The organism is Pseudomonas sp. MM211, assembly GCF_020386635.1.
GTDB lineage: Bacteria > Pseudomonadota > Gammaproteobacteria > Pseudomonadales > Pseudomonadaceae > Aquipseudomonas.
Map to the genome: position 1 here is coordinate 4,553,895 of NZ_CP081942.1, position 25,560 is coordinate 4,579,454.

The window sequence follows — 25,560 nt, forward strand, 5'->3', positions numbered from 1 at the left end:
AGATAGCATTTCTGGAAAGCACTTTTGCTTTAGGAGCACAAATGGACTTCAACGGCCGCTCAGGTGAAATGAGCGTGTTCGCCACGGTAGCGCAGGAAGGTAGCTTGTCGGCCGCCGCGCGTGCATTGGGGCTGACACCCTCGGCGGTCAGTCGGATCATCGCGCGCACCGAACAGCGTCTTGGCACTCGCCTGCTGTTGCGCACTACCCGGGCGATCACCTTCACCGCAGAGGGCGAGGCTTACCTGCGTGGCGCCCGGCGTATCCTGGCCGACATGGCCGAGGTCGAAGAAGCCATCGCCGACCAGGGCGTACCCAGGGGCCGTTTGCGGGTCAGCGCCGCCCTTGGCCACGGGCGGCTGGCCATCGTTCCCTTGGTGGCAGCCTTCAGCGCGCGCTACCCGAACATCACCGTCGACCTCACCCTCGGCGACGAAGTGGTCGACATTCTCGGCGGCCAGGCCGACGTGGCGGTGCGCTTTGGCAATCTGCCCGACAGCCCGCTGACCGCGCGCAAGATCGGCGACACCGGCCAGGTGGTGGTGGCTTCGCCGGATTATCTGCAGCGCCATGGCACGCCCCAGGAACCAGAAGACCTGCTGGGGCACAACTGCCTGCGCTTCAACTTCCGCCGTGCCGAACCCAACTGGCCGTTCGTGCGCGACGGAAACGAGTTCTTCATGAAGGTCAGCGGCAATATCGAATGCAGCAGTGGTGAAGCGCTGGCACAACTCGCACGGGTAGGTGCCGGCATCGCCCGCATCGGCGAGTTCAGCGTGAGCGAAGATCTACAGCGCGGCGACCTGATACAGCTGCTGGAGGCCTGGAACCCCGGCGACCGGGAACCGATTCACGCGGTGTTCGTAGGCGGCTCGGCAATGCCGGTACGGGTGCGGGTGTTCGTGGATTTTCTGGTCGAGCATCACCGGATGTAATCGCAGAACTGATCGTTCCTCACGCTCCGCGTGGGAATGCCTTCCAGGACGCTCCGCGTCTACTGTCGGGTGCACCTCGTCAATCCCATACGGGCGCGGAGCGCCCTGGGCTGTGCTACCACGCTGGAGCGTGGGAGCCATCCTATGCAAGCGCAGAACCGATCGTTCCCACGCTCCGCGTGGGAATGCAGCCTTCGACGCTCCAGCGTCTACCTGCTGTGGATTACACCTGGCGTCGCAGGCTTGCACCCAAACTGGCACGCGGCCAGCGATCACGTCGGGACGATTAGGCCGATGATCAAGGCCGTGAGAGACATGGACTCGCTGTCTTTCATTCACCCGGTTGCAGGTTGGCCAACAGCTTGCCGGTGAGTGCATGCAGCTGCTGTTTTTCCTCGTCACTGAGGGCAGCGAGAACGCGCTGCAGGTTATCAACATGGGCACTGAGCATGCTGTCGATCAGTTCAAAGCCTGCCGTCGTCAGCGCCACCAGAATGCCGCGACGGTCGCTCGGGTGACGGCGGCGTTCGATCAGGCCGGCCTTTTCCAGGCGGTCGATACGACTGGTCATGCCGCCCGAGGAGATCATCGCGCTTTCGTACAGTGCGGTGGGCATCAGGGCATAGGGCTCGCCGGATCGGCGCAGGGTCGCGAGCAGGTCGAACTCGCCGGCCTGCAAGCCATGCTCGGCGAAGAACGGCAACAAGTGATCGCGGCTGACCACCTGGCTCAACTCACCCAGGCGACCGATCACCGCCATGGAGAACCCATCCAGATCCGGGCGTTGCTGTTGCCACTGCTCGGCGGCCAATTGTGCACGATCCTGCATGTCGCCCTCGATTTATCTTGCCATCAAGATACTTTTCAAAAAGAATGTTGCCATCTTAGCGTATTCACCGGATGAGGCCAGCCATGCCACCTGCCAATTCACGCCCGCTACTGGCACTCATACTGTTGCTCGCCATCGGCGCGCTGATGGGGCTGACCAGCAATCTGGTCAAGCTGGCCAGCGCAGCAGGCTGGGCGCCGGTGGCCTATCTGTTATGGAGCCTGCTGGGTGGTGGCCTACTGTTGCTGGTGTTCACCCGCCTGCGTGGCGAGGCGCCGTGTATGAGCCCACGCCTGCAACGCTACTACCTGGGCTCGGGCCTACTCAGTATCGCCCTGCCCAATGGCTTGCTGTTCAGCTCGATTCCCCACGTCGGTGCCGGCTTCGCCTCCATGTGCCTGGCGTTTCCGCCGCTGATCACCTACCTGCTGGCCCTGGCGCTGCGCATGGAACCGTTGAGCCGCGTGCGCCTGCTGGGAATCTGCATTGGCCTGGGCGGCAGCCTGCTGCTGGCGCTGGACAAGCTGCACAGTGGCGACAGCCCGCTGCTGTGGATCATCGCCGCGCTGGCCGTGCCGGTGTTTCTGGGCCTGGGCAATATCTACCGTTCGCGCTATTGGCCGGCAGGTGCCAGCCCACTGTCGCTGGCGCCCGGCATGTTGCTCGGTGGCGCCCTGCTCCTGCTGCCTCTGGCACTGTTCGACGTCAGGCTCGCCCCCACCCTGGACAGCGGCCTGGCGATCACCCTGCTGCTGGTGCAGATGGCATTGTTCGCCATCGTCTACGCCCTGTATTTCGTGCTGCAGAAGCTCGCTGGCGCGGTGTACCTCAGCCAGATCGGCTCGGTGGCGGCGATGCTGGGCGCGGCCATGGCGGTGACGCTGCTGGACGAGCGCGGCAGCCTGAACATGCTGCTGGCGGCGCTGTGCATCGTCGGTGGTGTGCTGCTGGTGGCCTGGCGTGGTGCCCAGGAGAACAAACGATGAAACGCCAGTCGCTGCTGCTGATCGCCATCGTCCTCCTCGGCCTCAACCTGCGCCCGGTGCTGGCGGCGCTCGGCCCGTTGCTCGACCGCATCCAGCTCGACACCGGCCTGGGCCATGTCGGCGCCAGCCTGCTGACCAGCCTGCCCATCGTCATCATGGGCCTGGGTGCCCTGGCTGCCGGTTTACTGCGCCGGCGCCTTGGTGAGAAGAACGGCATTCTCGTCGGCGTTGTGCTGATCGCCCTGGCCTGTGCGATCCGAGGAGTGCAGCCGCACGCGACTCCGCTGATCGTCAGCGCACTGTTGGCCGGCGCTGGTATCGCTTTCGTACAGGCGCTCTTGCCTGGCCTGATCAAGGCACGCTTCAGCAACGACAGCGGCCGCCTGATCGGCTTTTACAGCTGCGCAATCATGGGTGGTGCCGCGTTTGGCGCGGCCCTCACGCCGTGGTTCGCGCAGTGGGTCGGCTGGGGCTGGGCTCTGGCGCTGTGGGCTTTTCCGGCGGTCGGTGCGACTCTGCTCTGGAACAAAGCCGCACCCACTGACAGTGCGCCGCCGAGCGGCGAGGTGGAACATCTGGATGCCTGGCGTTCGCCCAGAGCCTGGTTGCTGATGGCGTTCTTCGGCGTCGGCACAGCCGGCTACACCCTGGTGCTGGCCTGGCTGCCGCCCTACTACACCGCATTGGGTTGGAGCGCCCAGTCCAGTGGCCTGTTATTGGCAGCACTGACGCTTTGTGAGGTGACCGCCGGGCTGCTGGCATCGAGCCTGCTGGCGCGCTTTGCGGATCGCCGCATTCTGCTTGCCGTCGTGCTGCTGTCGTTGCTAGCCGGTCTGTTGTGCTTGCTGTTGGCACCGCTGCAGTTGGTGGTGCCGATCTGCATCCTGGTGGGTATCGGCATCGGTGCGCTGTTCCCGCTCTCGCTGGTGGTGGCTCAGGATCATCTCCACGACCCACGCCAGACCGGCGATCTGCTGGCCTTCGTGCAGGGCGGTGGCTACCTGATCGCCGCCTGCGCCCCGCTGCTGGCTGGCCTGCTGCGCCAGTACACCGACGACTTGCGCCTGAGCTGGCTGGCCATGGCCGTCGCCACGTTGGCGCTGATGGTCATGGCAGCGCGCTTCAAGCCGGGTAGCGGGCATTTTCAGACGCGAACCGGCTAAGGCATTCAGGCGCGGCGGTTACGCAAATATTCGATCACCGATGCTTCGTCGCCGGCGAACTCGATGCGCTCGGCCTTGCTGTCGCGCTGATAGGCGTACATGGGGTCGTAGTATTCGCGCAGCAGGCCTTCGATCCAGCCGCGGTGCAGGTCGACCTTGCCGCTGCGCTGTTGCTCGTCCAGCGCTGCCTGCATGATCACCAGCAGGCGCTGGTGACGCTCGCCTCCCAGGCGTTTGTGGATGTTGTTGAGGCTCTGCAACAGGCGCTCGGCGAACAGCCCGAAGCCCTGCTCCTCGCCGTGCACGCGGATGAACTCGGCGCACAGATCGACCACGTAATCGCGCTGGATGCGCTCGACACGGTTGTCGAAACTGTCCTCCAGCCAGACCAGCGGGTAACCCTGCATACCCTGGTACAGCGCCAGCGGCACATTGCAACTACCAACGATACGGCCTTCGTCCTCGACCACGAACTGCTCGATAGCCGCCGCGCGCTTTCTGAGGATGTCGACGGCCAAGGCGTTCTCGAAGTCGATCTGCGCAGGCTGGCCGGTGGCACGCTTGCCGAAGCTGGAGCCGCGGTGATTGGCATGGCCTTCGAGATCAAGCGCGTTAGGCAGTTGCGCCAGCACGTCGGTCTTGCCGGTGCCGGTCATGCCGCCAAGCACGACGAACTGGCACTGCTCCACCGCCTGCTCGAGGGTTTCCAGCAGAAAGGTGCGCATGGCCTTGTAGCCACCGACCACACGCGGATAGTCGATGCCGGCTTCCTTGAGCCATTGCTGGACGATCTGCGAGCGCAAGCCGCCGCGGAAGCAGTACAAGTAACCCTGCGGATTGGCCCGCGCGAACGCAGCCCAGGCCTCGACACGCTCGGCCTTGGTCTGGCCGCCGACCAGTTGGTGGCCCAGCTTGATGGCGGCATCCTGGCCGTGCTGCTTGTAGCAGGTACCGACCTTCTGCCGCTCCAGATCGGTCATCAGCGGCAGGTTGAGTACACCGGGAAAGGCCCCTTTGACGAACTCCACCGGTGCACGGGTATCCATCATCGGTACATCGGAAAGAAACAGCTCGCGGTAGTTGCGGGCGTCGTCGCGCATCAGAACACCTCTACCGCGTGACGCTGTCGCTCGACCAGCACACCGATGGGCGCCAGCTCCAACCCCAGCTCGGCGGCGAGCGCAAGGAACTCGGCCTCGCCCTGCTCGCTGACGGCGATCAACAGACCGCCGCTGGTCTGCGGATCACAGAGCAGGTCGCGCTGCTCGTCACTGAGCGCCTCGATGCGCTCGCCATAGCTGTCGAAGTTACGCAGCGTGCCGCCTGGTACACAGCCCTCGGCAAGGTAGTGCTCGACGCCTGGCAGACGCGGCACGGCAGCATAGTCCAGGCGCGCGCTGAGCCCCGATCCGTCGGCCATTTCCACCAGGTGGCCGAGCAGGCCGAAGCCCGTCACGTCGGTCATCGCGTTGACGCCCTCGAGCTTGCCGAAGCGGCTACCAGGCTTGTTCAGGGTACACATCCAGTCACGGGCCAGGCCGACGTCTTCGGCGCGCAGCTTGGCCTTTTTCTCGGCCGTGGTGAGGATGCCGATGCCCAATGGTTTGGTCAGATAAAGAGTGTCGCCGACCTGGGCAGTGTCGTTGCGCTTAATGTGTCGCTTGTTCACCACGCCGGTCACCGCCAGGCCGAAGATCGGCTCCGGGGCATCGATGGAATGCCCACCGGCCAGCGGGATGCCGGCGGCATCGCAGACGGCGCGGCCGCCGCGGATCACTTCGCGGGCGACTTCAGGCGGCAGCAGGTTGACCGGCCAGCCGAGAATGGCGATGGCCATCAACGGGTCGCCGCCCATGGCGTAGATATCGCTGATCGCATTGGTGGCGGCGATGCGGCCGAAGTCGAAGGGGTCATCGACGATGGGCATGAAGAAATCGGTGGTCGACACCACACCGCGCTCTTCGTCGAGGGCATACACCGCGGCGTCATCACGGGAGGCATTGCCCACCCAGAGATTTGGGTCGAGATTCTGCGCGCCGCTGCCTGCGAGGATCACCTCCAGCACCTTGGGGGAAATCTTGCAGCCGCAACCGGCACCATGGCTGTACTGGGTCAGGCGGATCGGCTCACTCATGAAGATACCTCGCACGTGAAGAGGGGCGAATTCTACCAGCCTGGGGGTGCCGTCGCAGAGCAAAGGAGCGAGTCGAGCCGTGCCTGGCCTCTTTCAGGCCTGCCGCCTGGAGCGCTTTGCGCCCCACTGCAGTGAGCAACGCTTCACCAACTGTCTATGCTGCAGGTACATGCCGAAGCGCCTGCATAGAGGAGGATGACATGACCGACAACAATGAGACGCGCACACCTTCGATGGAAGAACCAACGGATGCGACCCCGCCGAGCAGTACGGCGGCCCGCTGGAAGCTAATCGGCCCCGGCATCGTGGTCGCGGTCACCGGCGTCGGCGCCGGCGACCTCGTGGCGACCCTGATCGCCGGCTCCCGCTTCGGCTATGCACTGCTGTGGGCCGCGGTCGTGGGCTGCATCGTGAAGATTGCCCTCGCAGAAGGCTCGGCGCGCTACCACCTGGCGACCGGATCGACGATTCTCGAAGGCTGGCGCTCACTGGGTAAGTGGACGTACTGGTACTTCGGTATCTACATCGTGGTCTGGGGCTTCGTTTACGGCGGCACGGCGATGAGCGCCACGGCGCTACCTCTGGCCGCATTGTTCCCGGACGTGATGCCATTCTGGATGTGGGGGGCATTGTCGGGGATCGCGGGCGCGGTGTTCGTCCTGTTCAACCGCTACAGCGCCTTCGAAACCGTCATGAAGCTGTTCATCGGCATCATGTTCACGGTGGTGGTCGGCCTCGCCATCCTGGTCATGCCGAACCTCGGCAACGCGCTAACCGGCCTGGTGCCAACCTTTCCCGAAGGCTCGGCGATTTACACGCTCGGCCTCATCGGCGGCGTCGGCGGCACCATCACCATGGCGTCCTATGGCTATTGGGTGCAGGCCAAGGGTTGGCGTACGCCGGCCTGGATGGGCATGATGCGGCTGGACAACCGCGTCGCCTACATAGCGACCGGTATCTTCGTGATTTCGATGCTGATCGTGGGCGCCGAGCTGCTCTACACCGCACAAATCACCCTGGCCGGTGGCGACCGCGGCCTGCTCGACCTGGATGAAATCCTGCGTGAGCGCTTTGGCAGCGTGGTGTCCACCCTGTTCCTCGTCGGCTTCGCCGCGACCACCTTCTCCTCGATCCTGGGTGTCTGGCACGGCGTGTCGCTGCTGTTCGCAGATTTTGTACGCCAGGTGCAGGGCGGCGAGCAGGCCAAAGGTGCGCGGCAGGATCTGGAAAGGACTCCGGCCTTCCGCTTCTACGTGCTATGGCTGACCTTCCCGCCGATGCTGCTGCTCACCCTGGGCCGGCCATTCGGCCTGGTGATCGCCTACGGCGCCTTCGGTGCGTTCTTCATGCCGTTCCTGGCGCTCACGCTGATCTGGCTGCTCAACTCGAAAAGGGTTCCGGCGGAGTGGCGATCGGGCTGGCTGTCCAACGGCCTGCTGGGCGTCGCTGCCGCGTTGTTCGTAGTGCTTTGTCTAAACGAACTCTTCCGGCTGATTGGTTAGGGCCTGCCATGTCGCCCCTGCGGCGCTCGCCGCGGGCGGCGACTGCCCCTATACTTGCCACAGGCCGCCCCTACGAACACCCAGCCCCAGCGGAGCGGTTCCAGCGCATCACCGCACCGGCAAGCACGCCGTACACACCCTCCCGCTTTTCCCGCTATTGAACCGGAGAACTCCCATGCTCAAGCGCACCCTGGCGCTCGCCGCCGGCCTCGCCCTGTCCGTTTCCGCCCTGACCAGCTTTGCAGCCGAAACCCTGCGCGTGTCAGCCATTCCTGACGAGGCGCCGACCGAGCTGCTGCGCAAGTTCAAACCGCTGGGTGCCTACCTGGAACAGCAGTTGGGCATGAAGGTGGAGTTCGTGCCGGTGGCGGACTACCCCGCGGTGGTCGAAGCGCTGGCCACCGATCGCCTCGACCTGGCCTGGCTGGGCGGTTTCACCTTCGTTCAAGTGCACCTGAAGACCGGTAACGCCATCCCGCTGGTACAGCGCGAACAGGATGCGCAGTTCACCAGCAAATTCATCACCGCCGACCCGAACGTGAAATCTCTGGCTGATCTGAAGGGCAAGACCTTCGCCTTCGGCTCGGTATCGTCCACCTCGGGCAGCCTGATGCCGCGTTACTTCATGCTGCAGGACGGCATCAAGCCGGAAGCCTTCTTCAGCCGTGTCGCCTATTCGGGTGCCCATGACGCCACGGCCGCCTGGGTGCAGGCTGGCAAGGTCGATGCTGGTGTACTCAATGCCAGCGTGTGGGACAAGCTGGTCAACAGCGGCAAGGTCGACGCCAACAAGGTCAAGGTGTTCGCCACCACACCGACTTACTTCGACTACAACTGGACGGTACGCGGCACCCTCGACCCGGCACTGGCCGAGAAGATCAAGCAGGCCTTCCTGGCACTCGATCCGGCCAACCCGGAGCACAAGGCAATCCTCGACCTGCAGGCGGCGAGCCGCTTCATCGACACCAAACCCGAGAACTACAAAGGCATCGAAGAAGCTGCCCGCGCGGCCGACCTGCTGGAAATGACCCTGCGGCTGTCCGGCATCGGCCTCAGGCACGGCAACGGTGTTCAGGCACTGCAGAATCTGCACCTGAACATCGAGCGCGGCGAGCGGGTGGCGATCATCGGCCCGTCAGGCGCCGGCAAGTCGAGCCTGCTCAACCTGCTGGCCACGGCGCTGGCACCAAGCACCGGCGAATTGCAGGTGCTCGGTGAGCATCCCTGGCAGCTCTCCAGTCGCCAGCGCCAACGTCTGCGTGCGCGTATCGGCCTGATTCATCAGGCGCCACCGCTGCCCTCGCGGCAACGCGTGGTCACCGCGGTGCTGGCCGGCAAGCTCGGCCAGTGGGGCCTGGGCAAGAGCCTGCTCAATCTGCTGCACCCGCTGGACATTCCAGGCGCCCGTGCCGAGCTGGCCAAGCTGGATCTGGCCGACAAGCTGTTCGCCCGCTGCGGCGAACTGTCTGGCGGCCAGTTGCAACGGGTCGGCATTGCCAGAGCGCTGTATCAGGCGCCAGCGCTGCTGCTTGCCGACGAACCGGTCTCGGCGATGGATCCACGCCTGGCCGATCACACGTTGTCGCTGCTTTGCCGCCATGCGCAGGCCAGCCAGGTCACGCTGGTCGCCAGCCTGCACACGGTGGAACTGGCCCTGACGCATTTCCCGCGGATCATTGGCCTGCGCGACGGACAGATCGTCTTCGACCTCGCCGCTAGCGACGTCGACCGGCAGCGCCTCGACACCTTATATGCCAATGAGCAACTGAACCCCGAGACCCAAGGGGTGGCAACCGCAAGCCCCTGGACAGCACGATGCTGAAACGCGACGGGCGCGATCCCGCGGCCGCGCCACGCTTGCTCTTGAGCTTGCTGGCTATTGCCCTGCTGTGGCCGGGTATCCAGCTGGCCGAACTGGATCTGGCGGTGTTGCTGCAGCCGGAAAGCACCCGCTCGATGGGCAGCTTTCTCGAGGGCTTCTGGCCACCGGCGCACGATGCCGATTTCCTTGCCCTGCTGCTGGAAGCCACCCTGCAGACCCTCGCCATCGCCACCGCCGGCATGGCCCTGGCGCTGCTGCTGGCTGTGCCGGCCTGCCTGCTGGCAAGCCGCGCGCTGTCGCTGTCGGCAGCCGCTCGCGGCGGGCGACCCAGCCTGCTCGGCCAGTGCTTGCGCTGGCCGGTGCGCGGCTTGCTGATCATTCTGCGCAGCGTGCCGGAAATCGTCTGGGCGCTGCTGTTCGTGCGTGCCGTCGGCCTGGGCCCTACCGCAGGCGTGCTGGCCATCGCCATCACCTATGCGGGGATGCTCGGCAAGGTCTATGCGGAAATCTTCGAGTCGGTTGATCAACGCCCGATGCATGCCCTGCTGCACTCAGGGAGCGGGCGCCTGGCGGCCTTCGCCTACGGGGTGTTACCCAATGCGGCCGGCGAACTGACCTCTTATACCGTGTACCGCTGGGAGTGCGCAGTGCGTGCCTCGGTGGTAATGGGTTTCGTCGGTGCGGGAGGCCTGGGCCAGCAGATCGATCTGTCCATGCGCATGTTCGCCGGTGCAGAAGTGGCGAGCATGCTGCTGACCTTCCTGGTGCTGGTGTTGTTGGCCGACCAGCTCAGCCGCCTGCTACGCGGCAGGTTCGCATGAGGCGCCTGGGCAATGGCTTGCTGGTGCTGGCCATCCTCGCAGCGGTCGGCTGCTCCTTTGTGTACCTGGGTCTGGATCTGCTCGGCCTGTTCAGCGGCGACAGCCTGGGACAGATGGGCAGCTACGCGCTGCGTTTCATGAGCCCGGATCTGAGTATCGAGCACCTGCAGGCCACGGTGCAGGGTGCCAAGGAAACCCTGGCCATGTCGGCACTGGGCACCCTGCTCGCCGCCGTACTGGGATTGCTCCTCGCCCTGCCCGCAGCAGGTCGTCTGGGCTGGCCGCTGCAGAGCGTTACGCGCCTGCTGCTCAATGCGTTGCGCGCCATTCCCGAGCTCGTCTGGGCGTTGCTGATGGTGCTGGCCGCCGGCCTGGGCCCCAACGCCGGCACGCTGGCATTGGCGCTACACACCGCTGGTGTACTCGGTCGGCTGTTCGCCGAGGCGCTGGAAAACACCCCGCCGGAGCCAGCCGCCGCCATTCGCCTGCAGGGCGGCGGTGCCTGGGTGGCCTTTTGTTACGGCACCCTGCCCAACCTATGGCCACAACTGCTGGCGTACACCCTGTACCGCTGGGAGAACAACATCCGTATGGCCGCAGTCATGGGTTTCGTCGGCGCAGGCGGGCTAGGCCAGATGCTGTACGTCAGCCTAAGCCTTTTTCAAGAGGCCCAGGCCAGCACCGTGATCCTTGCCATGTTGTTGCTGGTACTCGCCGTAGATGCCTTCAGTGGCTGGACGCGACAACGCTGGGTGCGCAACTAATCCCTGAGCGAAATGCCGTCATCAGCGTCCGATGCCACACAGCGACTTTCACTTCCGAGGCTTTCCATGTCGTTACCCCGCATTGGCTTCGCCTGCCAATACCGTCACCCTGATCGCAGCCTGCCGGCTGGCGAGCTGAAAATCATCGAAGCGGCGTTCAACCCGCGCACCACGACCTTGCGCTGGATGGACAGCGTTGCCCAGCCGGTCGCACACGCCAAGCTGGTCGAGATCGTCGAGCACAACCTGCAGGCTCAACTGCGTCTGCTCGCCTATGTCGTCAGCCTGCCGAAGCCGCTGCAGATGCTGCGCCTGAGCAGCGATCTGCTGCCGTTCTACAGCCACCCGAAGGTCAGTGCCTTCTATCAGCAGCCCGTCATCCAGCAGCGGCTGATCGACGGCTTCGCGGCGATTGGCGCGGCTGCGCGTGCGGCGGATATCCGTCTGTCCATGCACCCCGGCCAGTACTGCGTGCTCGGCTCCGACCGCCCGGATGTGGTCGAGAACAGCATCGCCGAGTTCGAGTACCACGCCGACATGATCCGCATGATGGGCTACGGCCGGCAGTTTCAGGATTTCAAATGCAACCTGCACATCGCCGGCAAGCTGGGTGGTGAAGGTACTCGCGCAGTCTGGGCGCGCCTGTCCCAGGAAGCGCGCCACTGCATCACCTTCGAGAACGACGAGAAGACCTATGGCGTCGACGCTTGCCTGGCTCTCGCCGACCTGGCGCCGGTGGTGCTGGACGTGCACCACTGCTGGATCCATGAGGACGACTACATCGCCCCTCACGCTGACCGCGTGGCGCGCATCATCGACAGCTGGCGCGGCGTACGGCCGACCATGCACCTTTCCCAGCCGCAGGAGCGTTTACAGGAGTTGGGGCTGAGCGCCGAGCAGAAACTGGAAATGCCCGAGGTGCTGAAAGTCGTGCCCAAACGTGAGCTGTACGGCCATAGCGCGCGCATGTGGAATGGGTGGACGAACGAGTACGTTCTGCAATTCCTCGATCGCTTCGACATTATGTTCGAGTCCAAGGACAAGAACGTGGCGACTCTGGAGTTTTACGAGCGGTATCTGAAAGCCGACTAGCCGAAGCCGTTTTACGTAGCCTGGTCGAGCGTAGCGACACCCGGGAAATCGACTTGGGTATCGCTTCGCTCAACGCCAGGTTACGGGAGTTGAAACGCCACAATCTCCACAACGCAAAAGGCCCTGCAGTGCAGGGCCTTTTGCTACGGCGCGAAGGGTTACTTCTTGCCGAGTTTCTTCAGTTCTTCATCGCGCAGCTCGCGGCGCAGGATCTTGCCGACGTTGGTGGTCGGCAGGCTCTCGCGGAACTCGACCTGTTTGGGTCGCTTGTAGCCGGTGAGGTTGTCGTGCATGTGCTGCAGGACTTGCTCCTTGGTCAGCGTCATGCCCGGTTTGACCACCACGAATACCTTGATCGACTCACCGGAACGCTCGTCCGGCACGCCAATGGCGGCGCACTGCAGCACGCCCGGCAGGGCCACCAGCACTTCTTCCAGCTCGTTCGGGTAGACGTTGAAGCCGGACACCAGAATCATGTCCTTCTTGCGGTCGACGATACGGATGTAGCCATCCGGCTGAATGATGCCGATGTCGCCGGTCTTGAACCAGCCGTTGGCATCGATCACTTCGTCGGTAGCTTCCTGGCGCTGCCAGTAGCCCTTCATCACCTGCGGGCCCTTGATGCACAGCTCGCCGGTTTCACCCAGGGCAAGGTCGTTGCCCTGGTCGTCGATCACCTTGAACAGGGTGGACGGTGCCGGAATGCCAATGGTGCCCAACTGGATGTTGGTAATCGGGTTGACCGAAGCCACCGGGCTGGTTTCGGTCAGGCCGTAGCCTTCGCAGATGGCGCAGCCGGTTACCTGCTTCCAGCGCTCGGCTGCCGCTTGCTGCAGCGCCATACCACCGGACAAAGTGACCTTGAGCTTGGAGAAATCGAGCTTCTGGAAGCCCTCGTTGTTGCTCAGCGCGACGAACAAGGTATTGAGGCCGACGAAGCCGCTGAACTTGAACTTGGACAGATCCTTGATCATGGTCGGCAGATCACGCGGGTTGGTGATCAGCAGGTTGTGGTTGCCGCAGTGCATCATCGCCATGCAGTGAAAGGTGAAGGCGTAGATGTGGTACAGCGGCAACGGCGCGACCAAGATCTCGCTGCCTTCGTTGAGGTTCGAGCCCATCAACTCGCGGCACTGCAACATGTTGGCGATCAGGTTGCGGTGGGTCAGCATCGCGCCTTTGGCCACGCCGGTGGTGCCGCCGGTGTATTGCAGCACGGCGATCTCTTCGGCGCCGGGGCTGGCTTCACTGACGGCCTTGCCACGGCCCTGGCTCAGGGCATCGGTGAGTTTGATGGCGGCAGGCAGGTTGTAGGCCGGCACCATCTTCTTCACGTACTTGACCACGGCGTTGACCAGCAAGCGCTTGAGCGGCGATAGCATGTCGCCGACCTCGGTGACGATCACCGTCTTCACGCCGGTCTTGGGTACCACCTGCTCGGCCAGATGGGCCATGTTGGCCAGGCAGACCAGCGCCTTGGCGCCGGAATCCTTGAACTGGTGTTCCATTTCACGGGCGGTGTACAGCGGGTTGGTGTTGACCACCACCAGCCCGGCACGCAGCGCGCCGAACACCACGATCGGGTATTGCAGAACGTTGGGCAGTTGCACGGCAATACGGTCGCCGGGCTGCAGATCCGTGTGCTGCTGCAGGTAGGCTGCGAAGTGACCGGAGAGCTCGAACATCTCACCGTAGGTGAGGGTCTTGCCCAGGTTGGTGAATGCGGGCTTGTCGGCAAAACGCTGGCAGGACTGCTTCAGCACCGCCTGAACGTTGGGGTACTGGTCGGGATCGATCTCGGCCGCGATCCCCTCGGGATACTTGTCCGTCCAGAAGTTTTCGGTCATGGACACCCACTCCTAAGCAACTGCTTGTCTTCACCGCGTATGCGGTTGTTTGTTGTATGTATGCCTGCCTGTTCGCCCCTGTGAGGCGCAAAGCGGGCCGAGAGTAGCAGAGTTGCCAGATACCGACCAGAGCCCGAAAAGGCCGACAAGTACTGAAAGTGACCAAATAAACACATATGGTCACAAAGAATTTTTCCACTCGGGATTGATTGGCAGAAATCACCGAACGGCAGGCAACGCCCATGATAGACGCCTGCAGCTTTTCCTGCCGGACGAGATTGGCAATAGCAGAGGTAGGTGAAACGCCGAAAGAGACCGCTGCGGCTATGCCATCCCTCGCTCACATCGCCTGGGTCGAGCGAAGCGACACCCGGGAAGGACGCCCGGCTATCGCTTTGCCATGGGGTTAGGTCATAACGCCGTCATGGATTGTCGCGCAGCTCGCGTCGCAAGATCTTGCCCACCGGGGTCATGGGCAGCGAATCCCGGAAGACGATGTGCCGCGGCACCTTGTAGCCCGTGAAGTTGTCCTTGCAGTACGCCTTCAGCTCCTCGGCAGTGAGGCTGGCGTCACGCTTGACCACGAACAGCTTGACCGCCTCACCGGATTTTTCGTCGGGCACGCCAATGGCCGCGCAGCTGGCCACCTTGCTGTGGGCCATCACCACGTCCTCGATCTCGTTGGGGTACACGTTGAAGCCGGAGACGATGATCATGTCCTTCTTGCGGTCGACGATGCGTACAAAACCGTCCTCGTCGATCACCGCGATATCACCGGACTTGAACCAGCCCTCGTCGTCCAGCACCTCGGCGGTGGCGTCTGGTCGGTTCCAGTAGCCCTTCATCACCTGCGGGCCCTTGATGCACAGCTCGCCCCGCTCGCCCAGCGGCAACTCGTTGCCGTCGTCGTCGATGACCTTGAAGGCAGTGCCCGGCACCGGAATGCCCACCGTGCCCAGCCGCGCATGCTCGCCATAGGGGTTGGCGCTGGCGATCGGCGAGGTTTCGGTGAGGCCGTAGCCTTCGACCACCGTGCAGCCGGTCAGGCTCTGCCAACGCTCGGCGGTCGCCTTGACCAGCGCGGTACCGCCCGAATTGGTGACCTTGAGGTGGCTGAAGTCGAGCTTTTTGAAGTCTGGGTGATCCATCAGCGCGACGAACAGGGTATTGAGCCCCAGCAGCGCGGAGAAGTCCCATTTGCCCAGCTCCTTGATGAAGCCTGGGATGTCCCGTGGATTGGTAATCAGCACGTTGTGATTGCCGTTGACCATCATGCACATGCAATTAACCGTGAAGGCATAGATGTGATAGAGCGGCAGCGGCGCGATCATCACCTCCTGGCCGCGCTTCATCAGCTCGGCGCCATCGGCACCGTGCTGGGACATGCAGGCATCGGCCTGCAGCATGTTGGCGATCAGGTTGGAGTGGGTGAGCATGGTGCCCTTGGCCACCCCGGTGGTGCCGCCGGTGTATTGCAGCACGGCGATATCGTCGTGGGTGGCGCTGACCGGGCTAGCCGATAGGCTCGCGCCATCGCGAAGCACCTGTTTGAACGACAGTGCCTGTGGCAGATGGTAGTCGGGCACCATCTTCTTGACCTTCTTGACCACCGTATTGATGAGCCAGCCCTTGAGCGTGGGCAGCATGTCACCCATGCGCGCTTCGATCAGGTACTCGATCTCGCTATCGGGCAGCACCTCCTGCACCAGCTTGCCGAACATGTTCAGGTACACCAGCGCACGCACGCCGGCATCCTTGAACTGATGGCGCATCTCGCGGGCGGTATACAGCGGGTTGGTGTTGACCACGATCAGCCCGGCGCGCAGCGCACCGAACACCGCGATGGGGTACTGCAGCACGTTGGGCATCTGCACAGCGATGCGGTCGCCAGGCTTGAGATCGGTGTGCTGCTGCAGGTAGGCGGCGAATGCACTGGACAGTTCGTCCAGCTCGCCATAGGTCAGGGTTCTACCCAGGTTGCTGAAGGCGGGGCGATCCGCGAAGGTCTTGCAGGAGCGCTCGAACACCTCGACCACCGACTGGTAGGCCGACATGTCGATATCGTTGGCCACGCCAGCGGCGCGTTTATCGTTCCAGAAATCGGGTTGCATTGTTGTTATCCCTTTTTTTCCGAATTTGCGTGAAGTCCCCCTGAACTTAGCAGCCGGCCACCGCGTCGCAAAGCCACAATCAATACCGTGAATTTCAGCACCTGCACGGTCTACAATGCACGCCATTCGCAGGCTCAAGGGAATTGCCATGCAGCACCGCAGCTTTTGGCTCGACAGCAGTGATGGCGTACCCCTGTACGTCAATCACTGGCGTGCCGAGCGCGAGCCCAAAGCAGTGCTGATGATTGCGCACGGCATGGCCGAGCACAGCGGCCGTTACGCCCGCTTTGCCGAAGCGCTGGTGGCTGTCGGTTTCGAGGTCTATGCCGCTGATCAACGCGGCCATGGGCAAACGGCGCAGCATGGCCAGCTCGGCTATTTCGCCGATCGCAATGGCTGGAGCCATGTGGTGGGCGACCTCTCCACGCTCAATCACCACATCCGTCAGCAGTGCCCGCAGACGCCTATCTTCCTGTTCGGCCACAGCATGGGCAGTTACATCGCCACGGCGTATCTGATGCACCACAGCAGCAGCGTGCAGGGCGCGATTCTCAGTGGCTCGAACTATCAGCGGGTGGCAATTTACCGAGCAGCCACGCTGATCGCCCGCGTGGAGCGCTGGCGCCAAGGTGCTACGGGGCGCAGTGCGCTGATCGACTGGCTGTCATTCGGTGCCTTCAACAAGGCTTTCAAGCCTGCCCGCACACCGTTCGACTGGCTCAGCCGTGACAGCGCAGAAGTCGACCGCTACATTGCCGACCCATTGTGCGGCTTTCGTTGCACCAACCAGTTATGGCTCGACCTGCTCGAAGGCCTGCAACAGATCACCCCGACCGCCTGCCTGAAACAGATCGCACCACAGCTGCCAATACTGATCATCGGTGGCGACCACGACCCGGTCAGCCAGGGCCAGCGCCTGCAACACCTGGCCGACGCCCTGAACCGCTCGGGGCATAACCGCACCACACTCAAACGCTACCCCCAGGCCCGCCACGAGCTGCTCAACGAGCTCAACCGTGACGAGGTCACCCGCGACCTGATCGACTGGCTGGAACAGGCGCTCGCGCAGCCCCAGCAGCGACCATTACATCCTCAGGAACCCACTCCATGACACAGAGCAGCAACACCCCTTACGAAGAACTCGAAGTCGGCCAGACCGCTACCTACAGCAAGACCGTTGAAGAGCGCGACATCCTGCTGTTCGCCGCCGTTTCCGGTGACCACAACCCCGTGCACCTGGACGCTGAATACGCGGCCACCACCATGTTCAAGGAGCGCATCGCCCATGGCATGTTCAGTGGCGCGCTGATCAGCGCTGCCGTGGCTTGCACCCTGCCCGGCCCTGGCACCATCTACGTCAGCCAGCAGATGACCTTCCAGAAGGCTGTGAAGCTGGGTGACACCCTCACCGTGCGCCTGGAAATTCTCGAAAAACGCCCCAAATTCCGTGTACTGATCGCCACCCGCGTGTTCAATCAGAACGACGAGCTGGTGGTCGATGGCGAGGCGGAAATCATTGCGCCACGCAAAGCGTTTACTGTCGAACTAGCGAGCCTGCCACCGATCACCATCGGCTGATTTCACGATTCTATTGGTGGGTCGGGCAGCGTAGATGAGACCTACCAAGATCCGTAGGATGGGTGCAACCCATCACCACATCAATGGGTTGCACCCATCCTACGGATTACGGCCCGCCCCCTTCATACGACGTACATTTTCTGGAGCTTCCCATGCCACTGTCCATGCATTCCATTTCCATTCCAGTTTTCACCCGCCAACTGAACAATCTGTCGACCATTCTCGGTATCGCTGCGGCCAACGCCGAAGCCCGCAAGATCGAGCAGAGCGTGTTTCTCAACGCACGCCTGGCGCCGGATATGTTCGCCCTGAGCCGCCAGGTGCAGATCGCTTGCGATACCGCGAAAACCGGTGCCGCCCTGCTGGCTGGCGTCGAAGCCCCGAGCCACGCCGATGACGAAACCAGCATCGCCGAACTGCAGGCGCGCATCGCCAAGGTTCTGGAGTTCGTGGGCAGCATCAGCGCCGCGCAGCTCGATGGCAGCGAAGACCGCACCATCACCCTCAAGCGCCGTGACAAGGAGACCCACTTCCAGGGTCAGGCCTTCCTGCTCGATCACGTGCTGCCGAACTTCTATTTCCACCTGACGACCACCTACGCGATCCTGCGTCACAACGGCGTCGAGATCGGCAAACGCGACTTCCTCGGCACCCGCTGAGTTCGTCGCCAGCAATAGAGACCGTCTTGGTGCGTCGCCTATGCGCGTTGCACCAAGCCGAGTCAAAACTGTTCACCCATCACAAATAAAATCGGTAGTTAAGCCGTAAAATCGATTTTCATTGTGCAACCTGCACAACCCGCGCTGTATGAGCTGCCAAATCAATCACTTGGCACGTCACCTGCTATAGCCATGCCTTCTCTCACCCCGTGGAGCTAGGCCATGACGCACCCGACCACCGACAGCGACTACCCTCTGAGCGAGGTTCCCGCAGGCGCCCGCAAGGGGCTGTTCTCCACCTCGATCATGCTGTTCTCCTTCACCTTCTTCACCGCCACCATGTTCGCCGGCGGCAAGATCGGCATGGCCTTCGATTTCAAGACGCTGCTCTGGGCAGCCATCATCGGCAACCTGCTGCTCGGCGCCTATGCCGCAGTGCTGGGCCTGATCGCCTGCCGTAGCGGCCTGAACTCGGTATTGATGGGCCGCTTCTGCTTTGGCGAGGCCGGCAGCAAGCTGTCCGACGTGCTGCTGGGCTTCACCCAGATCGGCTGGTACGCCTGGGGCACCGCGACGGTCGCCATCGTGCTGGTGAAGATTCTCGGCCTATCGGAAAGCCTGATCATCCCGCTGATGGTGCTGTTCGGCTTCGCCTTCTGCATCACCGCGTTCATCGGCTACAAGGGCCTGGATATCCTCTCGCGGATTTCCGTGCCGGCCATGCTTGCCCTGCTGATCTGCTCGCTGTGGATCGCCACCGACGACATCGGCGGCCTCGGCGCACTGATGGCCATCGAGCCGACCCAGAGCATGACCCTCAGCGTCGCCATCACCATGGTCTTCGGCACCTTCGTCAGCGGTGCCACCCAGGCCACCAACTGGACACGCTTCGCCCGCACCGGCCGTATCGCAGTGATTGCCAGCATGGTCGGATTCTTTCTCGGCAACGGCTTGATGATCGTTGCCGGGGCCTATGGCGCCATCGTCTACCAGCAACCGGACGTCGTCGAAGTGCTGGTGCTGCAGGGGCTTTCCATGGCGGCGGTGGTGATGCTGTTCCTCAATCTGTGGACCACCCAGGACAACACCATCTACAACTTCGCCGCAGCCGGCTGCAACCTGCTGCGCACCGGGCGCCGCAAGACGGTGACCGTGGTTGGCGCCGGTATCGGCACGCTGCTGGCCATCGGCGGCATGTCCGACATGCTGATCCCCTTCCTGATCCTGCTCGGCTCGATCATCCCGCCGATTGGTGGCGTGATCATGGCCGACTATTTCTACGGCCATAAAGGCAAGTACCCATTGCTCGCCGAGACCCGCCTGCCGGCGTTCAACTGGGTCGGCCTGGGCGCCTATGCCGTCGGTTCGCTGTGCGCCTACTTCTCGCCCTGGGTCGCGCCGCTGGTTGGTATCGCCGTCGCTGCGCTGGTGTACGTCAGCCTGTTCGAAGCGAAGAAACTGTTCGCCGCCCGCGGTCTGGTCGCCGGCGCATGAGCCTGAGCGTCGCCGATGTACTGACGTTGCCCGGCCTGCACGACCTGCGCCTGCGCGCAGGCCAGGCGGCGCTGGGCAACCCGGTGCGCTGGCCGTACGTGGCCGAGAACGAGGATATCGCCGACTGGGTGATGGGCGGCGAGCTGGTCTTCGTCACCGGGATCAACCACCCTCGTGACGAAGCCAACCTGCTGCTTCTGGTACGCCAGGCAGTCGAGCGCGCCACGGCCGGTCTGGTGATTCTCACCGGCGCCGAGTTCATCCAGAGCATTCCGGCAACGGTAGTGGCCGAAGCCGACCGCCTCGGCCTGCCGCTGCTCGAACAGCCTTACCAGCTGAAGATGGTGGTGGTGACCCAGGCCATCGGTACCGCGCTGGTGCAACAGCAGATGCTCGGCAGCTCGCGCCAGCACGTGCTGGAGCAGCTGCTGGAAGGCGACTATCAGTCCCTGGAGATTCTGCTACAGCGCGCCGCCAGTCTCGATCTGCCCTTGGGCGTGCCGCGCCAGATCGCCCTGCTGCGCCTGCAAAACGGCGAGCAGCTGTTCGATGGTGAAGCTGCCGACAGCGGCGAACGCCTGCTGCGCGATAACCGCCAGTGCCTGCAGCAACGCCTCGAACAATGCCTGCAGCGCCTCGGCGACGCGCTGCCGCTGATCAGTCAGGGCGAGCATTGGATTGCCCTGCTGCCCTGCGCCAGCAGCCACGACGAACAACGCAACCGCACGTTGCTGATGGAGTTGCTTGGTGAGCTGGACGAGCGCCTGCAGCCACAACGCGCGGTTCTCGGCCTCAGCAGTGGCAGCCATCACCCCGAGCGCTTCGCCCGTGCTCTTGGTCAGGCCCGTCAGGCGCTGGTTGCCGCCCAGGCCTTTCCCGAGCGGCTGGGGCTGTGCAGTTTCAACGAGCTGGGCGTGATCGAACTGCTCGCTGCAATTCGCGACCGCAGCCTGCTGGAGCGCTTCGTCGAGCGTACGCTGGGGCCACTGATCGGCGATGATTCACGCCATGAACCGGTGCTCATGCCGACGCTCGAAGCCTGGTTCTTCGAGAACGCCAACCTGGCCCTGGCCGCGCAACGCCTGGGCGTACACCGCAACACCCTGAGCTACCGTGTACAGCGTATCGAAGCGCTGACCGGCTGCTCGTTCGATGATCCTCACGACCGGCTCAACATCAGCATCGCCCTGCTGATTCGCCGCCTGTCGTCTCATAGCCTGCCAAGGAGTACCCCATGAACATCGTCAACGCCCGTCTGCGTGGCCGCGAAGGTCTTTTCAGCATCGCACTGGACGGCTCGAAGATTGCCGCCATCACCGCGCAGCCGACCACAGTCAACGTGACCGAAGGCGACCTCGACGCCGCCAGCAACCTGGTGATCGCCCCCTTCGTTGAACCGCACATCCACCTCGACGCCACCCTGACCGCCGGCGAGCCGGCCTGGAACATGAGCGGCACGCTGTTCGAAGGCATCGAACGCTGGGCCGAACGCAAAGCGCTGGTCACCCACGAAGACACCAAGACGCGGGCAAAGAAGACCATCGACATGCTGGTCGACCACGGCATCCAGCACGTGCGCACCCACGTCGACGTCACCGACCCGACCCTGGGCGCTCTGAGGGCGATGGTCGAGGTGCGCGAGGAAACCCGCCACCTCATCGATCTGCAGATCGTCGCCTTTCCCCAGGAGGGCATCGAGTCCTACGCCAATGGTCGCGCGTTGATGGAGCAGGCGGTGGAACTGGGCGCCGACGTGGTTGGCGGCATCCCGCATTTCGAGAACACCCGTGATCAGGGCGTCAGCTCGATCAAGTTCCTGATGGATCTGGCCGAACGCACCGGCTGCCTGGTGGACGTGCACTGCGACGAGACCGACGACCCGCAGTCGCGCTTTCTCGAAGTACTGGCCGAAGAAGCCCGGGTGCGCGGCATGGGCGCGCGCGTCACCGCCAGCCACACCACCGCCATGGGCTCCTACGACAACGCTTACTGCTCCAAGCTGTTCCGCCTGCTGAAGATGTCGAAGATCAACTTCATCTCCTGCCCCACCGAGAGCATCCACCTGCAGGGCCGCTTCGACACCTATCCGAAACGCCGTGGCCTGACCCGCGTGGCTGAGATCGACCGCGCCGGCATGAATATCTGCTTCGGCCAGGATTCCATCGTCGACCCCTGGTACCCGCTGGGCAACGGCAACATCCTGCGCATCCTCGAAGCCGGCCTGCATATCTGCCACATGCTTGGCTACGAAGACCTGCAACGTGGGCTCGACCTGATTACCGACAACAGCGCCCGCACCCTGCACCTGGGCGAACGCTATGGTTTGGAAGTGGACCGCCCGGCCAACCTGCTGATTCTCTCGGCACCCGACGATTACGAGATGATCCGCACCCAGGGCTACGCCCTGGTATCGGTACGCCACGGCGAAGTGCTGATGCGCAGAACCCCGGCGAGCGTACAGCGCGGCTAATGCTGAAACGTGGGAGGGGCTTTAGCCACGAAAACCTGTAAAAGGCTCGCGGCTAAAGCCACTCCTACACGCCCGACTCCACCCGCACGCAGGGGTCATGTCGTCGCTCAAGCCAGCCCCTGGGCACATCGCCAAGTTCGACCTCCCCATAAACGGCAGAAGAATCCTGAGACGAACAGTGACCGTAGGAGGGGCTTTAGCCCCGAGCTCTTCACTGAGTATCGGGGCTAAAGCCCTTCCCACAATGACCAAAGCACCCTACTCCACCCGCACGCTGGCGGTCATACCGGCACTCAACTGAACGTTCTCCGGCATGGCGTCAAGCTTGATGCGTACCGGAATACGCTGGGCCAGGCGCACCCAGTTGAAGGTCGGTTCGACATTGGCCAGCAACTGGCCGTCCGGGCTGGCGTTGCGGTCGGTGATGCCACGGCTGATGCTTTCCACCTCGCCACGGATCTCTTGCTCGCCGCCCATCAACCACACCTCGACCGGCGCACCGACCTGAATGCGTGGCAACTTGGTTTCCTCGAAATACGCCTGCACGTAGAACGAGCCGGTATCGACCAGCGCCATTACCGATTGGCCAGCCGTCACATAATTACCCTGAGCCAACACCAGGTTGGTGACCTGCCCGTCACGCGGCGCGCGCACTTCGCTGCGCGCCAGGTTGAGCTGGGCGACACGCAGATCGGCCTGGGCCTCGCGAAATTCACTACGGGCCATCTCGGCGTTGATCTGCGCATTCTCGCGCAGCTCGGCACTGATCGCCTGAGCGCCAAGGCTCGCGCGCCTGGAGGCTTCGTGCTCGCGCAGGCTGAGCTGCTGCTTGCGGATATCCACCACCGCCTGGGCCTTTTCAAGCGCGGCCTGGTAGCGGTCGCGGTCGATGGTCATCAGCAGGTCACCCGCCTTGACCTGTTGGTTGTCGCGCACCTTGAGCTCAACCACCCAACCCGAGACGTCCGGCGCGATGGTCACCACGTCGGCACGCACCCGAGCGTCGCGGGTCCAGGGCGAATACATGTAGTGCTGCCAGATCCAGGAGCCGGCGAAAATCGCCGCCACCACCATGGCCAGGGTAATGCCGACGCGAATCGTCGAACGCATGCTTTCTCTCCTCAACGTGCCAGCACGGCAATTATGACCGCCAGAACACAGACATACAGGGCGCAATCGAACAGGGCTTCGTGCCAGATCCACTGCGCCAATCCAACGCGCTGCAGCCCCAGGCGCAACACGCCGGTGAGCAACAGCGCCAATACCGCATAGGCCGCCATGGGGCTCAGCAATACGCCGCCCAGCGACCACTCATGCAAGCCCATGGGCCTCTCCTCTCAGGTGGCACCAGTGGCGCCAGCCGGTTTGTAATTGCAGCAGTGCCGCCTCGGCCAAGCGCTTATCGACACTGGGCGCACAGGCGCGCAGTGCGTCTTGCAGATCCGCCACGGGGCCATCCAGATCATCCTCACGGCCCGGCGCCGGGCCGCGCTCGAGCACATCGTCCAGACGCCGCATAAATCGCCGCTGCGACCGCGCCAATTCGGGATCGGCATTGGCCAGGCAAGCGCGCAGGTGCAACAACTCATCGCCCAGATCGAGACCAGCCACGCCGTCGTCCCAGCGGCTACGCGCCTGATCCGGACGCGCCGGATAATGCCGGGCGAGCTGCAGCAAACGGTCGGCCATGCGCCCACCGAACCAGTTTTCCGCACGGCCCAGCTCGCGGCGAGTCAGGCGGCCAAGATCCACCAGAATCGCGTGCATCAACCGGCGGCCGTGCCACACCGGGTTGCGCAGCACCACGAGGCGGAACGCCAACACCGCGATGCCAACGCCCATGAGCATGCCCGGCGCCTCATTGAGAAAGAACTCGACGTTATAGCCAACGCCCGGTGCCGGCAGACAGAGCACGATGAAGTGCAGGCAGAAGGAGGTCGAGGTGGCGGCCATCGGTGGCCTGGCCATGCCCAGTACGCCAAAGAACAGGGGTACGCCGAGCACCAGGCAGAGCATGACAAAGCCGTCGATCTGCGGCATCAGGATCTGCCCGACGAAGAACGCCACCGGCAGCGCATAGAAAATCCCACGCAGGAACATCATGCCGATCTGCGGCGCCGCCTCGAGCCGAGCGAACAGGCTGCAAACCACGCAGGCCAACAGCATGGCCCCAGTGGCGTGAGTCCAGGCGGTGGCCAGCCAGAAGGTCGCCAGAGTGAGGAACGCCAGGGCGCTGCGCGAGCCGTACACCAGGGCGCTCTGCCAATCGTAATGCCAGGACAGCGCTCGCGGCGCATCGGCCGGCGCCCTGCCCTGTTCGACGGCGAGCAAGGCCCGGCTGGCATCTTCGATGCGCAACAGCAACACCGCCATGCGCTCCAGGCACAGCTGCTGGCCGCTGTTCAGTTCATCGTCCTGAGCGGCCTGACGCAGACGCTCGATCAGCGCCGGCAGATCGCCCTGAGCTTCCTGCAAGCGCTCGTCCACCTCCTGCAACCAGGGGGCAACGGCTTCAGCCTCGCTACTGCTTAACTGCCGCCATTGCCGCGCCACACCACGGGCCAAGCGCAGTACGCCGAGCAGATCGCGGCTGAGCACGCGCAGCGCAATCGCGCGCTGGCGGCCACGCTCACCTTCGAACCAGGCGTGCTCACGCTGGGCATCCACGGCGACGATACGGGCCAGCGCCTCCAGCAGTCCCTGACGCGCTTCGGCCTCACCAGTCAGCGCCTGGCGCGCGGCCTTGACGCCGGTCTGCCAGGCATCCCGCGCCTGCTGCGCCAGCTGGCGTTCGACACGCTGCGGCCAGAGCAAAGCGCTGCTGAGCGTGGCGCAGACGATCCCCAGGCAGATTTCCGTGGAGCGGGCGATGGCCTCGTCAAAAATCACATGCGGCTTGCCGATGGCCGGCAGGCCGATGATCGCCACCGTATAGCCGGCGAGCACGAACGCATATGACCAAGCGCTGCGCAGCATGGTAGAGGCTGCCGTGCACATCCCCAGCCACAGCGCGAAGGCGAGCAGGAACAGCAGCGGCGTCTGGGCAAACAGCGCCATCATCACCACCGCCATGAAGGTGCCGACCAAGGTGCCGAGCAGCCGCGCCAGGCCTTTCTGCACCACCATGCCGGACAACGGCTGGGCGACGATGAACGCCGTCATCAATGCCCACTGCGGCTGTTCCAGCCCCAAACGCAACGCGAGCCAGAGCGCCAGACCACCACCGAGCAGGGTCTTGATTGCGAACTGAATGGCTTGCGGGCTTGGCGCGATGAACGCCAGCAGGGAATCACGCACGATGGTTACCTAAAAAGCGGCACTTGTCTGAACATAGCCGTAGCGAAACGGTTCCG

General features: G+C 63.6%; 22 protein-coding genes and 1 pseudogene. 15 read left to right on the forward strand and 8 right to left on the reverse strand.

Going from position 1 to position 25,560, the window contains the following annotated elements:
- Positions 1-41 precede the first annotated feature (41 nt).
- A complete protein-coding gene (locus tag K5Q02_RS20995; RefSeq protein WP_225833865.1) occupies positions 42-935 on the forward strand; it encodes a LysR family transcriptional regulator in 894 nt (297 codons plus the stop codon).
- Positions 936-1,266: 331 nt separating this feature from the next.
- Here K5Q02_RS20995 and K5Q02_RS21000 read toward each other — a convergent pair whose 3' ends face one another.
- Positions 1,267-1,764: a MarR family winged helix-turn-helix transcriptional regulator gene (locus tag K5Q02_RS21000; protein WP_225833867.1), complete on the reverse strand. Its 498-nt coding sequence runs from the start codon at positions 1,762-1,764 to the stop codon at positions 1,267-1,269.
- Between the two features lie 83 nt (positions 1,765-1,847).
- Here K5Q02_RS21000 and K5Q02_RS21005 point away from each other — a divergent pair, with 83 nt between their 5' ends.
- The gene (locus K5Q02_RS21005; protein WP_225833869.1) at positions 1,848-2,750 is read left to right on the forward strand and encodes a DMT family transporter; all 903 of its coding nucleotides are present in this window, start codon (positions 1,848-1,850) and stop codon (positions 2,748-2,750) included.
- Complete coding sequence (locus K5Q02_RS21010; RefSeq protein ID WP_225833871.1) at positions 2,747-3,913, forward strand: cyanate transporter; 1,167 nt, start codon at positions 2,747-2,749, stop codon at positions 3,911-3,913. The genes K5Q02_RS21005 and K5Q02_RS21010 overlap by 4 nt, the downstream gene beginning before the upstream one ends.
- Before the next feature lie 5 nt (positions 3,914-3,918).
- Here the strand turns inward: K5Q02_RS21010 and mnmH are convergent, their stop codons facing one another.
- Together mnmH and selD are read right to left on the reverse strand one after the other, a co-directional pair.
- The gene (gene mnmH, locus K5Q02_RS21015) at positions 3,919-5,013 is read right to left on the reverse strand and encodes a tRNA 2-selenouridine(34) synthase MnmH (protein WP_225833873.1); all 1,095 of its coding nucleotides are present in this window, start codon (positions 5,011-5,013) and stop codon (positions 3,919-3,921) included.
- Positions 5,013-6,047 carry a selenide, water dikinase SelD gene (gene selD / locus K5Q02_RS21020; RefSeq protein ID WP_225833875.1) on the reverse strand — a complete coding sequence of 345 codons (1,035 nt, stop codon included), beginning with the start codon at positions 6,045-6,047 and terminating at the stop codon, positions 5,013-5,015. Before selD ends, mnmH begins: the two co-directional genes overlap by 1 nt.
- Before the next feature lie 200 nt (positions 6,048-6,247).
- On the opposite strand from selD, the gene K5Q02_RS21025 reads away from it, so the two are divergent.
- From K5Q02_RS21025 to K5Q02_RS21050, 6 genes and pseudogenes are all read left to right on the forward strand, one after another.
- Positions 6,248-7,549 (forward strand): Nramp family divalent metal transporter, encoded by a 1,302-nt coding sequence (locus tag K5Q02_RS21025; RefSeq protein ID WP_225833877.1) that lies wholly within the window; start codon positions 6,248-6,250, stop codon positions 7,547-7,549.
- Between the two features lie 175 nt (positions 7,550-7,724).
- Positions 7,725-8,573 (forward strand): annotated as a pseudogene (locus K5Q02_RS21030) (putative selenate ABC transporter substrate-binding protein); the annotation flags it as partial.
- Positions 8,574-9,371 (forward strand): phosphonate ABC transporter ATP-binding protein, encoded by a 798-nt coding sequence (locus tag K5Q02_RS21035; protein ID WP_225839807.1) that lies wholly within the window; start codon positions 8,574-8,576, stop codon positions 9,369-9,371.
- Positions 9,365-10,192, forward strand: a complete 828-nt coding sequence (locus tag K5Q02_RS21040) for a PhnE/PtxC family ABC transporter permease (RefSeq protein WP_225833879.1) — start codon at positions 9,365-9,367, stop codon at positions 10,190-10,192. Before K5Q02_RS21035 ends, K5Q02_RS21040 begins: the two co-directional genes overlap by 7 nt.
- On the forward strand, positions 10,189-10,956 hold the full coding sequence (gene phnE / locus K5Q02_RS21045; RefSeq protein ID WP_225833881.1) for a phosphonate ABC transporter, permease protein PhnE: 768 nt from the start codon (positions 10,189-10,191) through the stop codon (positions 10,954-10,956). Before K5Q02_RS21040 ends, phnE begins: the two co-directional genes overlap by 4 nt.
- Before the next feature lie 66 nt (positions 10,957-11,022).
- Positions 11,023-12,048, forward strand: coding sequence for a UV damage endonuclease UvsE (locus K5Q02_RS21050; protein ID WP_225833884.1), 1,026 nt, complete (start codon positions 11,023-11,025; stop codon positions 12,046-12,048).
- A gap of 158 nt (positions 12,049-12,206) precedes the next feature.
- On the opposite strand, the gene fadD1 is transcribed toward K5Q02_RS21050, so the two are convergent.
- Together fadD1 and fadD2 are read right to left on the reverse strand one after the other, a co-directional pair.
- On the reverse strand, positions 12,207-13,895 hold the full coding sequence (gene fadD1, locus K5Q02_RS21055) for a long-chain-fatty-acid--CoA ligase FadD1 (protein WP_225833886.1): 1,689 nt from the start codon (positions 13,893-13,895) through the stop codon (positions 12,207-12,209).
- A gap of 422 nt (positions 13,896-14,317) precedes the next feature.
- On the reverse strand, positions 14,318-16,006 hold the full coding sequence (gene fadD2, locus K5Q02_RS21060) for a long-chain-fatty-acid--CoA ligase FadD2 (RefSeq protein ID WP_225833888.1): 1,689 nt from the start codon (positions 16,004-16,006) through the stop codon (positions 14,318-14,320).
- A gap of 148 nt (positions 16,007-16,154) precedes the next feature.
- On the opposite strand from fadD2, the gene K5Q02_RS21065 reads away from it, so the two are divergent.
- The 6 genes from K5Q02_RS21065 to codA all read left to right on the forward strand — a co-directional run bounded on the left by K5Q02_RS21065 (position 16,155) and on the right by codA (position 22,207).
- A complete protein-coding gene (locus K5Q02_RS21065; RefSeq protein WP_225833890.1) occupies positions 16,155-17,117 on the forward strand; it encodes an alpha/beta hydrolase in 963 nt (320 codons plus the stop codon).
- A complete protein-coding gene (locus K5Q02_RS21070) occupies positions 17,114-17,584 on the forward strand; it encodes a MaoC family dehydratase (protein WP_225833892.1) in 471 nt (156 codons plus the stop codon). Before K5Q02_RS21065 ends, K5Q02_RS21070 begins: the two co-directional genes overlap by 4 nt.
- 152 nt (positions 17,585-17,736) lie before the next feature.
- Positions 17,737-18,243: a DUF1993 domain-containing protein gene (locus tag K5Q02_RS21075; protein ID WP_225833894.1), complete on the forward strand. Its 507-nt coding sequence runs from the start codon at positions 17,737-17,739 to the stop codon at positions 18,241-18,243.
- A 222-nt stretch (positions 18,244-18,465) separates the two neighbouring features.
- Positions 18,466-19,737 (forward strand): cytosine permease, encoded by a 1,272-nt coding sequence (gene codB, locus K5Q02_RS21080; RefSeq protein WP_225833896.1) that lies wholly within the window; start codon positions 18,466-18,468, stop codon positions 19,735-19,737.
- Positions 19,734-20,975, forward strand: a complete 1,242-nt coding sequence (locus K5Q02_RS21085) for a PucR family transcriptional regulator (RefSeq protein WP_225833897.1) — start codon at positions 19,734-19,736, stop codon at positions 20,973-20,975. Before codB ends, K5Q02_RS21085 begins: the two co-directional genes overlap by 4 nt.
- Positions 20,972-22,207 (forward strand): cytosine deaminase, encoded by a 1,236-nt coding sequence (gene codA / locus K5Q02_RS21090; RefSeq protein ID WP_225833899.1) that lies wholly within the window; start codon positions 20,972-20,974, stop codon positions 22,205-22,207. Before K5Q02_RS21085 ends, codA begins: the two co-directional genes overlap by 4 nt.
- Before the next feature lie 258 nt (positions 22,208-22,465).
- On the opposite strand, the gene K5Q02_RS21095 is transcribed toward codA, so the two are convergent.
- The 3 genes from K5Q02_RS21095 to K5Q02_RS21105 are packed head-to-tail and all read right to left on the reverse strand — an operon-like array spanning position 22,466 to position 25,504.
- Positions 22,466-23,317 carry an efflux RND transporter periplasmic adaptor subunit gene (locus K5Q02_RS21095; RefSeq protein ID WP_225833901.1) on the reverse strand — a complete coding sequence of 284 codons (852 nt, stop codon included), beginning with the start codon at positions 23,315-23,317 and terminating at the stop codon, positions 22,466-22,468.
- 11 nt (positions 23,318-23,328) lie between these two features.
- On the reverse strand, positions 23,329-23,532 hold the full coding sequence (locus K5Q02_RS21100) for a DUF1656 domain-containing protein (protein WP_225833903.1): 204 nt from the start codon (positions 23,530-23,532) through the stop codon (positions 23,329-23,331).
- Positions 23,519-25,504 carry an FUSC family protein gene (locus K5Q02_RS21105; protein WP_225833904.1) on the reverse strand — a complete coding sequence of 662 codons (1,986 nt, stop codon included), beginning with the start codon at positions 25,502-25,504 and terminating at the stop codon, positions 23,519-23,521. Before K5Q02_RS21105 ends, K5Q02_RS21100 begins: the two co-directional genes overlap by 14 nt.
- Positions 25,505-25,560 lie beyond the last annotated feature (56 nt).